We start from the raw sequence: 12,582 nt of genomic DNA on the forward strand, positions 1-12,582 counted from the left end.
GGATACTCTGATCAACTCCCAAAATTTGCGATAATCTCAGCATAACGAATGACGTCAGGATATGACCATGCAACAACGTCTTTTACGGATGCCGAACAGATTCACAAGAAGCGGAAAATACGTCGTGAGCGTTTTCTTGAGCGCATGGATAAACTCATCCCCTGGAACACGTTGGAAGACCTGATTCAACCCTTTTATTACCAGAATGTACGGCAGGCCTGCTTACCCTTTGTCGTCCATGTTGCGAATCCATACGATGCAGTTGTTTTACAATCTGAGCGATCCCGCTATGGAAGATGCGCTTTATGGAATCGACTCCATGCGCTGTTTTGCAAACCTTGACCTGACACGCAGCCTGCCCGATGAAACCACCATTCTGAAGTTCCGGCATTTGTTAGAGAAACAGGAGCTGGCCCGTAAAGTCTTCCAATGCATTAATGAGGAACTCCAGCAGTAAGGCACACGGATGGATGCCAGTATTCTTAGTGCACCCAGGTCAACCAAAAACAAAACGGGGAAGCGTGATCCAGAAGCGCCAGAGCAAGAAGGGCAATCAGTGGTATTCGGCATGAAGATATCTATCGGTGCCGATGATCTCAGAGGTGCGGTTTACTCGCTGGAAAAGGGCGTGCATAAACGTGACAAGCAAAAGAACCGGAGGTTGACTGGTTTATCGCCAAACGTCCCAGTCAGCGCAAACCGTGGGATTACGAAGCAGCTCAATTTCCGCGCAAAGTCTTTTGAGTTCTTTCTGCTCTACTTCTGCCAACGCCCCCCTTTAGTGATGAAGCATTCAGCCTTTTTGAAGTACCCGATATATTCAATCAGAGCAGAAATGCTATAGCTCTGAAACGGGGCTGTAACTTCAAAAGATGTAATTGAATTATTGTAGAAGCCAGGATCACTGATAGTTACAATCCTTGGTAATTCTGTTCGTTGCTGCGGGTTTACTAAAAAATCGGAGAACACAGGATCAGACCAAGAAAAGTTCATTATGAGCTTTGCAAATAATAATGGAATACAGGGACTAATTGTGAACAACCGAAAGTTTTTAAAAATTACAGCCTTAAGCCTAATCATGACAGGCTGCGCATCCTCAAAGCCTGTGGAGGATACAACACCGCTAGCAGAGACCAGCATTCTGGAAGGAAAGTACTCTATTGGGGGCTTTATACTACCTGATAGCAAGGGAAGCGTGACTATTTATACGCAACCTGAACGCCGGGCAATCAAGGATACGGTTAAATATGACTCTTGGCTTGCCCGTCAGATGATAGGCAATGCCGATAAAACAATGATTGCACGTGTTGATAAAAATCTGCAATGGCACCTTGATCACGATGAAAAAGCTTTTTACGAGTGCCCGCTGTCTGGCTGCAGTGATATCAGTATTTGGGATAAGCTTGAAGAGCAGCAGGATAACGAAGAAGAGGGTGACTACTATGACCCATCCGGCGGTGACTCCTGTAAGCTGACTTCGTCAGATTTTAAATTTAACATCACCCCTAAGGATAAACAGCGCACAGTGAACGGCTTTAAGGCTGATCAGTATGTGGCCCAGTGGACCATGACCACCCAGGATGAGCAGGGACTGGAAGATAAGCATGTGGTGAAAATGGACTTCTGGATGACCAAGCCTGACGAAACAACCAAGGAAATGTGGGACATTAACGGTCAATACAACAGAAACTACTTAAGCAAAGTATCAGATCAGACAAACCCATTATCTAACTTCTTTAATAATCAGATTTTCGGTGCAATCTCTATGATCTCAGGTGATATCGAGAAAAAAGAGATGGACAATGACTCTGAAGTGGTTCAAAAGCTGAAAGCAATACCTGGCTACCCTGTATCCATTAAACTTGAGTGGTTCGCTGACAGTCAGGCCTGCCAGCAAGTAACGAAAAAAGCTGAGAAAAAAGAAACCGCGTTCAGTATAAAAGACCCGCTGGGCTCTTTGACAAAGATGGCTGAAGGTATTGCAGAAAAACGGGTTAATAAAGAAGTTGAAAAACGCACAACTCGTGACACCAGCAAACCTATGCTGTCTTATATCTATGATGTCACTAACGTTAAAGTACAACAGGAGCGTGGTAGCCGTTTTGAGGTTCCCAAGGGATACAAACTAACAGATCGTCAGTAACGCCTTCACCTCGGCCTGGCTATAAGCCGGGCCGAGGCCCGTCCCTATCATCGACTTTCCTCTTGCTACAGCGACTTATTTGCCCCCTGACTAATAAACCTCATGCCCTCTGGGGACTAGAACATGTTGATCGGGACGGTCTAAATCTGTCTTTAATCGCTCTAAGCATTGATCCGCTCGTTTATAGCCCAATTCGATCATTTCTGCCGCACGATTAAACTCTAAAGTACCACAGGCATTGCGTTCCACTTCAACCACCAAATCCGGTGGATAAACCGCCAGCTTCTGCCGGGCTAAGCTACTCTGCATAGATTCAAAGGCTTGGTTCACCACTTCATAAGCGGACCAGTCTCGCTCAGGCCGTTCCGTGTCATTCTTTTGAGAGCCTTTAAAGAAACGGGATATTTTTTCCTGTAAGTCTAGGTTTTCATTTTTATCAGCGCTGAGGGATTGCTTCGGTGTTACCTTAGTATTTTTAATCGCACCACCTAAGTTAACCGCAATGGTTAGGTCGGTTTTATCGCCAAATGTCGGCGCAATCGGCACGGGGTTTAGTACTCCGCCGTCAATTAAGGTAAGCCCACCCATCTGTACCGGCGTAAAAAACATCGGCAAAGAAATTGAAGCGCGAATAGCATCAAACAGAGAGCCTGAATTCAGCCAGACTTCACGTTCACCTCGAATATCTGTCGCAACGGCCGTATAAGAGATCGGTAAGGACTCAATGGTTTGTTCACCGACAAGATCAATCAAGGTGCTGATAATTTTTTCACCTTTGATCAGTCCGCCTCGCCCCCAGGAGATATCCATGAGCGTTACCATATCGGACTTTTTAATAGCCCGAACCCATGCTTCAAACTCATCCAATTTACCTGCAGCATATATACCGCCCACTAAAGCACCAATAGAGCTACCAGAAACAGACGCCACCTCAAAACCATGCTCTTCTAGCCAGTGGATAACGCCAATATGCGCCAAACCCTTAGCGCCACCGCTACCCAAAACTAAAGACACCGTCTTTTTTGATTCCATAAACCCTATATTCCCCTCAAAAAAATGATCACAGCAAGCGATGTTAGTGCCAATACGTTATAGACTTTAGTCCAGATCAACTATTTATTAGTCCCAAAGATGGAATTGCGCATTTAAAATGCATTTTTAAATCATAAAAAAACAAGGAAATAAGCATGAGGCTTATGCGTCAGGGTATATCACTTCAGTGGTTAATAGGCGGGGCTATGTTTTGCGCCATGCTTCTGCTCAGTGCTTTATTGGTCGTTCAAAATTATCAAAACAACAAAAATGCACTACTGGTTGCTACCGCAGAATCTGCTAGACAACTCAGTGATACCTTAAATGAAAAAGCCAAACGCTTAACCGGCCCAGCCCAAAGTGCATTACAAATTCTCAGTTATGACCCGCTACTGACAGCCACAAACCTTGAAGGTCGACAGCAGCGCCTTCCCGTCCTTTTTGAAACACTGAATTCAAACATCGTACTCAGTGCTATTTACGCAGGATACAGCACCGGCGAGTTTTTTCTGCTAAGAAAATTAAATGATCAAACGATGATCAAAAAATTTAATGCTCCTCAAGGCACTGCCTTTCTGCTTCAGACCCTATCCCTTCAACCTGATATAAATCAAGGCATGAGAAAAACATGGTTCTACTATGATAACGATCAGAACCTACTCAGCCAGCAAAATAGGCCTGATTATCAATACGATCCGAGAACACGCCCTTGGTTTAACAAAGCTCTCACTAGCGAAGATCAAATACTAACCAACCCCTACCTTTTTTTCAGTACCCGTGAAATTGGTATTACTTTGGCAAAAAGAGGGCGCAACAGTCAAAATATTATCGGTATGGATGCTTCTGTCACAGATCTTGCTGCACAAATATCCATGCTGAAGCTGACAACCGGTAGCGAGCTGGTTGCGGTTGATGGTCAGAACAAAATTCTGGCCCATGCGGATACGGAAAAGATGATCGTTCGGGAAGATAAGTATTATCGGATGAACACGCTAGCTGAGCTAGAAAGCCCTATCCTGAGAATGATTGCAGAAGACAATCTTGATCCAAATGAACTCAAGCGTTTTAACGCCAAAAATCAAGAATGGTACGGCCTTTGGATACCCATCACAGGGTTAAATGACCAAAATATTAAAGTAATATTAGCCATTCCATCGACTGAGCTTTTGGCGAATGCCAAAGATATTATCTTGAAGCAAACCCTCTGGACCGTCGCGGTTATCCTTATCGTACTGTTATTAGGCTTATACGGTGGTGCTCGCATTGGCCGTGCGTTTAGACAGCTAACAGAGCAAGTCAGAGCATTATCTGGCTTTGATTTTAGCTCTCAAGTTCATATTCACTCAGATATTAGAGAAGCAAAGGAACTGAGCCAAGTCGTAGGCAATATGTCCCGCACGATTGATAGTTTCCAGGCCATTAGCCTTTGCCTTAACCGAGAAAGCGATCTGGAAAAGATGCTCGACGGAGTGCTAGAGAATCTGGTTACGGCCACCGGAATGTCGTCTGGTGCTATCTACCTGTACCATTCTGAAGAACACCAATTCACACTCACCAGCTCCACCGTTGAAACCGGCTTTTCCAAAATATTAACAGAGCAAGGCCAAGATGATGCCAGCATCTTGCATCACACATTAGAGCAACTTGAAAAGCCAAAGAACAGTCTTGTAATCTCTCTACGAAAACGCGATGACAGCCTAGAAGGTCTGCTGGTCATGCATTGGAAAAAAGTCCCAAAAAATAAAAAAGCGCTTATCCGTTTTGTCTCAGAATTAGCAGGCTCAGCGGCAGTAGCCATTGAGACAAGACGGCTTATTGACGGTCAAAAAGAGCTAATCGAAGGTATTTTACGCTTACTCGCCGATGCCATTGATGCCAAATCCCCCTATACCAGTGGCCACTGTGAACGAGTGCCTCAACTTGCCTTCCAGTTTATAGAGACATTGTCCAAGCAGACACAGGGCGAATTCGCACACTTTAAGCTTTCGGCTCAAGATGAAGAAGCCTTCAGAATTGCAGCATGGTTACATGACTGTGGCAAAATTCTTAGCCCAGAGCATGTCATTGATAAAGCGACCAAGCTTGAAACTATTTTTAATCGAATCCATGAAATCCGAGCACGCTTTGAAATTCTATGGCGAGATGCAGAGATTCACTACTGGCAACAAATCGCCCAAGGCCAACCAGAAGAACACCTAAAAAATGCATTAAAGCAGCGCCAGGAAGAGCTTATTGAGCAGTTCAATTTTCTGGCAAAAACAAATGAAGGTACTGAGTTTTTATCCCCCGACACACTTGACCGAATTAATACAATCGGTGATCAAGAGTGGGTCCGCCATTTTGATAACACCCTAGGATTGTCCCATGAAGAGCTTGACCGTTTACAAAGGTCATCGCCGCAACCATCACTACCTGCTACAGAAACCTTATTAGCCGATAAGCCTGAGCATATTATTCCGTGGGGAGAAGGTCGCCGCCCTCCTGTTGAAGCAAGCAACCCTGATAATATTTGGGGCTTTGATATGGCGCTACCAGAACACTCATTTAACCTAGGAGAGCGCTACAACTTAAGTATCCGTGCCGGTACATTAACCCCAGAGGAGCGTTTTAAGATTAATGAGCACAGTGTTCATACCATTATGATGCTAAACGCACTGCCGTTGCCGGAGTATCTCAAAAAAGTGCCTCAGATGGCAGGCAACCACCATGAACGTATTGACGGCCAAGGCTACCCCAGAAAACTTTCAGGCAGCGAAATGACTCCACCAGAAAAAGTCATGGCCATTGCCGATATCTTTGAAGCACTTACCGCCTCAGACCGACCTTACAAAAAGCCAAAAACCGTCAGCGAGGCCCTCAACATTATGGTTAAGATGACCTTAGGAGGCCATATTGATCCTGCCCTGTTTGCAACACTGCTGAAGGAACAAAGCTTTAGCCAATACGCCCAAGACTTTTTAGACCCCGAGCAAAATGACGCAGTGGATTATCAAGCTCTGTTAGTCCAGCTGAGCCAGCTTGATCTCGCTTAGGGTTTGATAAGAAAGCTATTAAGAATCTTGCAAAAAAAACGCCAACCCTAGGGTTGGCGGTACAAGCATAATAAGGAAACTAACATAGAAAACAAAAACATCGGATGCTTCTGACTGCCTATAAAAACAAGGCATAAATTAAGAACCCTTCCATTCCGTAAAGTTCCTTTTTATAAGCAACGTATAAATTAACTATACGTCGCCTATGGATTAATTTTGATCAACTCAACATCAAAAATCAGTACCGAGCCTGCTGAAATTTTACCCACAGACCGATTGCCATAGGCTAATTGGCTAGGAATAAAAAAGCGCGTTTTCTCACCTTCAACCATCAATTGAACACCTTCTGTCCAGCCAGGAATCACTTGATTTAATCCAAAATCAATCGGCTGATTACGGTCAACAGAGCTATCAAACACCGTGCCATTCAGCAAAGTACCGTGATAATGAACCTTTACGCGATCTGTCGCTTTTGGATGGGTATCACCGCTGCCCGCTTCAAGTACTTTATATTGCAAACCTGAATCGGTGGTTACAACGCCCTCTTCCTCAGCATTACTGTTTAAGAAAGCTTGTCCTTCTTGCTGATTTTCAGCCACTGACTTACGGTCATCAGACATTCGTTTGAAAATAAACAACGCGACAATCACAATAGCCGCGATAATAATAATTCGAGTCACAACAGCATCCTGTTAGGAAAAGGTAAGATGCTGCCATGCTAGTATGCTGGAATAAAAAAGCAAGACTTAACCGGCATCTGTTACTTACCGACAGCCTTGCCTTTATAGCCAACTTTCTATAAATGCTATAACCGCCGCTCCCATTCTAGCAATCGATTGTTAGCGGGCATTTCGTGATCCGTCACTAAGTACAAGCCAAGGTTTTCAGCTAACTGATTAATCACCTCAAAATCTCGGATGCCACTATCTGGGTTTCTCTGTCTCAGATAGCCGTCAAAGACCTGATTACTCTCACTGGTAAACTGCCCGTTATAGTTAAAAGGGCCGTAGACACACAGCTTGCCCTGGGCTGATAGCGTACGCCCAACCCCCTTAAAGAAGTCTTCAACCATCATCCATGACATAATATGCAGAGTGTTTGCGGTGAAGATGCCGTCAACCGCGTCCACTCGCCAAAGCGGCTGAGTAACATCAAGCTCTACCGGCACGTTTAAATTACCACCGGCATAATCATGGCATCGAGCTTTAACACCTTCCAGATAAAGTGCTTGATCAGACGGTTGCCAAACTAAGTGCGGTAGATGCTCCGCCATATAAACCGCATGCTGCCCTGTGCCACTGCCAACTTCTAGCACGGTATCAAGATTAGAAAATGCAGTCTTAAGCACCTCTAAGATCGGTTGTTTATTATTCTCGCAGGCCTGTGAAAAAGGCATCGTCATCATATCACCTGTTTATTATTTATTATTATGGGCTGCTTATTATAAGCTACTGACCCAAAAAATTTGCAGGCCGTTTTTCTATAAAAGAGCGCACACCTTCCTGCCCATCCAGTGTTTTACTTAACGCTGAAATGGACTGAGACTCTAGTTCCATTTGGCTTTCTAAAGTTGCCGTATGGGCACTATCAACCAGCTGTTTAACCTTGGCATAAGCTTTTGTAGGGCCTGTTGCTAGCATATTGGCAAGTTCTGTTACCGTTTCTTCCAGTTTATCCCTAGGTACCACTCGGTTTACCAGCCCCCAATCCAGAGCCGTTGCAGCATCAAGCACACGGTTCGTCATAAAAAATTCTTTCGCGCGGCGCGGCCCTATCTGCTGAGTAAGATAATAGGATGTACTGCCATCAGGGGAGAATCCAATTTGCGTATAAGCGCTGGTAAAACGAGCGGTATCTGCCGCAATCACTAAATCACAGCAAGCCATTAAGCCTAATCCAGCCCCTGCGGTCATCCCGTTAATCGCACCAATAACAGGCAAAGGTAAACGTGATAAACGGGCAATAGCACTATGAAAATACGTTGTCATATCCATAAGTAAGCGATCAACATTATCTGGATCACTGGAAAATGATCCAACATCACCACCGGCAGAAAAAGCTTTATCACCACAACCGGTGATCACCACCGCCCGAAGGGATGAATCACAAGCACACTGATTCGCCAGCTCACTCAAACGGCGCATAGCCTCTTCATCCATCGCATTAAAAGCGTGGGGACGATTTAAGGTAATCCAAGCGATATTATCGATACGTTCAAAAAGTACAGCGCTCATAGGGCTCTCCGGCCAGTTAATCTTGTTATGGATAAGGCATGTGTTACAAACAAGGTATTAGGACGGTAATTTTAAAACCGTGCTAAAACAGCCCACGAGAATTTCACAGCTGGCAGGGCAAGTCAAAGCTGACTTCTCAGTCAAAAATTATAGGGACGACAAAGCGGGGATTTGGCATAAGAAGACAGGTGCGTAAAGCGATTTACACGACCAATGCGGTTGAGGCGGTGCATCGTCAGTTCTGTAAGCGGATCAAAACAGACCCTGTCCAGCTAAGCATCCACTTTGAAGGACAGATCGACGACTATGTGGGTGTGTAAGTGTTCGGGAGATTTTTCTACAGCTTGAACGCTTTGCTCAGCAGCTAAGTACAATTTGCTAAAATGCGCTAAGCGCTAGCAAACTGTACGTGTCCTTTGAAGCAACTTGTTAGGGCTTGACATGTATTTCTATACAGTTAATATGGTACTTACTACAGGTTTCGACAAGGAAACTAAAAATGAGTACCGAAATTACCATCAGAGAAGCCGCTCTGCAACTAGATATTAGTGAGCAGAGAGTTAGAACCTTGTGCCGACAAGGTGATTTAGTTGCGCGAAAAATTGGCAATTCTTGGGTCATAGACGCTAAGAGCCTTAATAGATACGGCTTAAAAACAGCACACCATGTTGCCGAAGACCATCCTGCATACTTAGCGAATAGCACAAAGCCTATTGCACTAAGCTTCTTTTCAGGGGCAATGGGGCTTGACCTAGGTATAGAGAAGGCTGGTTTCGATATACGCCTTGCTTGTGAAATCGATAAGTTTTGTAGGCAAACTATTGCTTTGAATAAACCTGATATTGCTCTTTTAACTGATATAAACGACTACAATGCTGATGATATCAGGAGTGCTGCAGGCTTAAATAAATGCGATGAAATTGATTTAATTGTCGGCGGACCACCATGCCAAGCATTTAGCACTGCGGGAAATAGGAAGGGCTTCAATGATGAGCGTGGCAACGTCTTTTTAAAATATTTGGAATTATGCCTTGAATTAAGACCCAAGTATTTTGTAATTGAAAATGTTCGGGGACTTCTCTCATGCCCGATGGAACACAGGCCACATGAACAAAGAGGAATAGACTTCCCTGACCTTGGAGAAGACGAGCTAAAAGGTGGTGCGTTAAACTTTATAATAAATAGGCTTGAAAAATCAGGGTATGGCTACTCATTCAACCTTTATAACTCTGCGAATTTTGGAACGCCCCAAATAAGAGAGAGAGTAATAATTGTCTGTTCTCGTGATGGAAAGGCTCCACCATTCTTAATGCCTACACACTCTGAAAATGCAGAGTACGGGTTACCAAAATGGAATACGTTGAGAAAATGTATCTCAAAAATAGACAAACATGATCACATTACCTTCCCTGAGAAGAGACTTAAATATTACCGACTGTTAAAATCTGGTGAGAACTGGAAAAATCTACCGGTTGAACTACAAAAAGAAGCTATGGGTAAGTCTTTTTATTCTGGTGGAGGAAAAACCGGTTTTCTTCGCAGATTGGCATGGGATAAACCTTCGCCAACGCTTGTTACGCACCCAGCAATGCCTGCAACTGATCTTGCTCATCCAGAAGAAGATAGACCTCTATCTATTCAAGAATATAAGAAAATCCAAGAATTTCCAGATAGATGGGATTTAGCCGGCCCCTTAATCCAACAATATAAGCAAGTTGGCAATGCTGTACCTGTAAGCTTAGGACAGGCTGTTGGAGCCTTGATTTTAAATTTACTGAGCGGTATTGATGTTATTCAATATAAAGGCTTTAAGTATTCGCGTTATAAATGCACGACGGATACGGAGTGGAGAAATGAGTTTAAAAAGCTTGTAGATCGCCATAATTCCAAATCTGAGCAGCAAGAACTGGGGTTTGGTTGAACCCCAGTTCTTAAGGATTAGAGCCATGGATTTTCTTTTTCAACAGCCAAACAAGATGGGTTACTAGCAAGGGTAGATTGAACAAAGCGTACAAAGGAGTCTTCCGAAAGTATGGTGGTCTCACAAATTCTATTCAGGGACTCCCACATGTATTCAATTCTATCAGCTTTAATGCGGAACCATTTTTCGATCTGAGTTCCATGCCGAATTGCACTGCTTGAGCTATTTTCAGAGTTGCTACGATTTTTAATCTGAAGAAGACGTCCATCTTCGTGAACGAAATCGACTGACTTTACAGTTTCTCCCCATGCACAATGCCAACCATGAGGCTTTAAGTTTACTGCCAAATATTCTTCTAAAATTAATCCGAGAATATTTTCAGCCGACATACCTAAACGGTGGGCATAGTTAATTTTGATAAGATCATCCGGCATAAGCGCCGTTATTCTCGCCCCAATTATTTTTTCGATAATGGGATCAGACACGGTTCCCGGAGGATTAGAAACTCTTTGGCTTGCTCTGCCATCTTTCCCGCTTCGATATTTCAAAATCCATTTTTGGATAGCGCCTGAATGATCGTCGTTTTTACCACCAATATTTCCAGGGGCTCGTTCAAAGTCATTGACTATTGCATTAAATACAATAGCCACGCTCCCTTCCCACTGTATATCTAAGTCTGAGGCAATTTTCATACCCAGAGCAATCGCTTTTTCCCGACCTAATTCTTCCAATGCTTCTTTTAACTTCAAACTATTCTCCAATATATAGGTGACACTGAACCCTAACGAACCTGTAGAAAAACCTGTTTTCAGCCAGCTTTCCCTACCAACAGCTCGTTTTCTGTTGTTTATTTTCGATTGCCGTTTTTTTTCAGCAACCCTTTCTTGATTCTGTATTTCAGGCTTTGGTCGTCTGTAAGCCAGATACCATATCGCTTTTCTTGCCTGTTTTAAGGCTATGTTGACTCTGTTTTACTGTGTGATATGCCCGTATTTTGCCAGCTTTTCTACATTATGTACCAGGCAATAAAGTTGCCATTGCCCCTGTACTTTGGTTTTGCTTCTCAGGCTGAAGCGGTTCAGTTGTTCAAAAAGGTCTTCAATGGCTTTCGGCTGACTACTGACAAAATGAGCAAGGGTGCTGAAGTGCGGGACAGTATCGCAGGAGAGAGCTTTAAAGATAATGTTGGTTTCGCAGCACCACTGAATCTCACGGCTGGAGGTGATGCCTTTGGAATAAGCAAACAGGATGATTTTCAGCAAAATAACGGAATCGTAGGCTGGGCGGCCTTCGCTATCATTCTTATAAGGCTGGTGAAACGCGGACAGCTCCAGCTTTTCAGAAACGAGGTAATGCAGAGCATACTCAAATGACCCGGGCTGCAACTGATCCAGGTAATTAATGACCACCATCGACGTTTGGTTGTAGTCGTAGGGCTTAAATCGAGCCATCACCGCCTCCTGCGTTTCAAAACCCGATCAGATCATAGTTCGGGAGGTTTTTCTACAGCCTGAACGCCCAATTAACAGGCAAAAAATTGTTGGCTAAAATAAGTGAACGGAGTGAACAAAAAGCCAACTGTTTTTTGTCCTTGTTTAATTTCTTGTTATGCAGTTAATGCTCCGTACCAGAGTATACCCACATAGGCTCAGTTTTCCCCGCGCGCTCAAAACCTAAGCTTTTATAAAAATCTATAGCCTCGCCATCTGCTGTTAGCATTTGTTGATGGAAATTACCGTATATCGATTGGAATGCTTCCATCATTTTTCGACCGACACCTTTTCCTTGATAGTCAGGATGAACCAGCATGTGAGGATAATACACAACTAAGTGACCATCAGAGATAGCATTACCTAAACCGATTAATTTTCCATTAAGCTTAGCGGTTACTAAAGAGTGAGAATTTGTTAACGCTGCAATCAGTTCTACTGGTTTATCAGCAGAAGACCATTCATTAGCCTTATATAAATCGATAACTTCATCTTCATTTATATCCCTATCGAAACTAACTTCAATGTTCATTCATACTCCAGAATTGAGAACTGCATAACGAGCCTGTAGAAGAACCTATTTTCAGCCAACTTTTCCCGCCAGCAGCTCGTTTTCTGTTGTTTATTTTTGATGGCTGTTTTTTTTCAGCAACCCTTGGTTGATTCTGTGTTTTCTAGCCTTTTCAGACTTTGGCTTCTGCAAGCTCGATTCGTGCTGCTTTCAGTGCCT

At 43.7% G+C, this 12,582-nt stretch carries 11 protein-coding genes and 2 pseudogenes; 6 read left to right on the forward strand and 7 right to left on the reverse strand.

The window, feature by feature from the left end; translation table 11 throughout:
* Window positions 1–205 precede the first annotated feature (205 nt).
* From G517_RS20190 to G517_RS0111725, 3 genes are all read left to right on the forward strand, one after another.
* Window positions 206–457 (forward strand): IS5/IS1182 family transposase, encoded by a 252-nt coding sequence (locus G517_RS20190; RefSeq protein ID WP_028304075.1) that lies wholly within the window; start codon window positions 206–208, stop codon window positions 455–457.
* 9 nt (window positions 458–466) lie between these two features.
* On the forward strand, window positions 467–844 hold the full coding sequence (locus G517_RS20195) for a hypothetical protein (protein WP_028304573.1): 378 nt from the start codon (window positions 467–469) through the stop codon (window positions 842–844).
* Window positions 845–994: 150 nt separating this feature from the next.
* On the forward strand, window positions 995–2,143 hold the full coding sequence (locus G517_RS0111725) for a hypothetical protein (RefSeq protein ID WP_211224286.1): 1,149 nt from the start codon (window positions 995–997) through the stop codon (window positions 2,141–2,143).
* 90 nt (window positions 2,144–2,233) lie between these two features.
* Here the strand turns inward: G517_RS0111725 and G517_RS0111730 are convergent, their stop codons facing one another.
* A complete protein-coding gene (locus G517_RS0111730) occupies window positions 2,234–3,175 on the reverse strand; it encodes a patatin-like phospholipase family protein (protein WP_028304575.1) in 942 nt (313 codons plus the stop codon).
* 155 nt (window positions 3,176–3,330) lie between these two features.
* Between G517_RS0111730 and G517_RS21110 the strand changes: the two genes are divergently transcribed.
* On the forward strand, window positions 3,331–6,207 hold the full coding sequence (locus G517_RS21110) for an HD domain-containing phosphohydrolase (protein WP_028304576.1): 2,877 nt from the start codon (window positions 3,331–3,333) through the stop codon (window positions 6,205–6,207).
* A gap of 203 nt (window positions 6,208–6,410) precedes the next feature.
* Here the strand turns inward: G517_RS21110 and bamJ are convergent, their stop codons facing one another.
* The 3 genes from bamJ to G517_RS0111750 form a co-directional block, all read right to left on the reverse strand.
* The gene (bamJ, locus tag G517_RS0111740; protein ID WP_028304577.1) at window positions 6,411–6,887 is read right to left on the reverse strand and encodes a BamJ family beta-barrel-assembly machinery protein; all 477 of its coding nucleotides are present in this window, start codon (window positions 6,885–6,887) and stop codon (window positions 6,411–6,413) included.
* A 125-nt stretch (window positions 6,888–7,012) separates the two neighbouring features.
* Window positions 7,013–7,603 (reverse strand): DUF938 domain-containing protein, encoded by a 591-nt coding sequence (locus G517_RS0111745; RefSeq protein WP_245543244.1) that lies wholly within the window; start codon window positions 7,601–7,603, stop codon window positions 7,013–7,015.
* A 52-nt stretch (window positions 7,604–7,655) separates the two neighbouring features.
* On the reverse strand, window positions 7,656–8,441 hold the full coding sequence (locus G517_RS0111750) for an enoyl-CoA hydratase/isomerase family protein (RefSeq protein WP_028304579.1): 786 nt from the start codon (window positions 8,439–8,441) through the stop codon (window positions 7,656–7,658).
* Window positions 8,442–8,629: 188 nt separating this feature from the next.
* Here G517_RS0111750 and G517_RS21245 point away from each other — a divergent pair.
* Both G517_RS21245 and G517_RS18890 read left to right on the forward strand, forming a co-directional pair.
* Window positions 8,630–8,761 (forward strand): annotated as a pseudogene (locus tag G517_RS21245) (hypothetical protein); the annotation flags it as partial.
* A 179-nt stretch (window positions 8,762–8,940) separates the two neighbouring features.
* Window positions 8,941–10,362: a DNA cytosine methyltransferase gene (locus tag G517_RS18890; RefSeq protein WP_036591366.1), complete on the forward strand. Its 1,422-nt coding sequence runs from the start codon at window positions 8,941–8,943 to the stop codon at window positions 10,360–10,362.
* A 17-nt stretch (window positions 10,363–10,379) separates the two neighbouring features.
* Here the strand turns inward: G517_RS18890 and G517_RS18895 are convergent, their stop codons facing one another.
* From G517_RS18895 to G517_RS0111775, 3 genes and pseudogenes are all read right to left on the reverse strand, one after another.
* Window positions 10,380–11,111, reverse strand: a complete 732-nt coding sequence (locus G517_RS18895; protein WP_051206354.1) for a SinI family restriction endonuclease — start codon at window positions 11,109–11,111, stop codon at window positions 10,380–10,382.
* Window positions 11,112–11,441: 330 nt separating this feature from the next.
* A pseudogene (locus G517_RS18900) lies at window positions 11,442–11,813 on the reverse strand (transposase); the annotation flags it as partial.
* A gap of 163 nt (window positions 11,814–11,976) precedes the next feature.
* Window positions 11,977–12,384 carry a GNAT family N-acetyltransferase gene (locus G517_RS0111775; protein WP_028304580.1) on the reverse strand — a complete coding sequence of 136 codons (408 nt, stop codon included), beginning with the start codon at window positions 12,382–12,384 and terminating at the stop codon, window positions 11,977–11,979.
* Window positions 12,385–12,582: the final 198 nt, after the last annotated feature.

Origin of the sequence: Oceanospirillum maris DSM 6286, assembly GCF_000422865.1 — a bacterium.
Lineage (GTDB): Bacteria > Pseudomonadota > Gammaproteobacteria > Pseudomonadales > Halomonadaceae > Oceanospirillum > Oceanospirillum maris.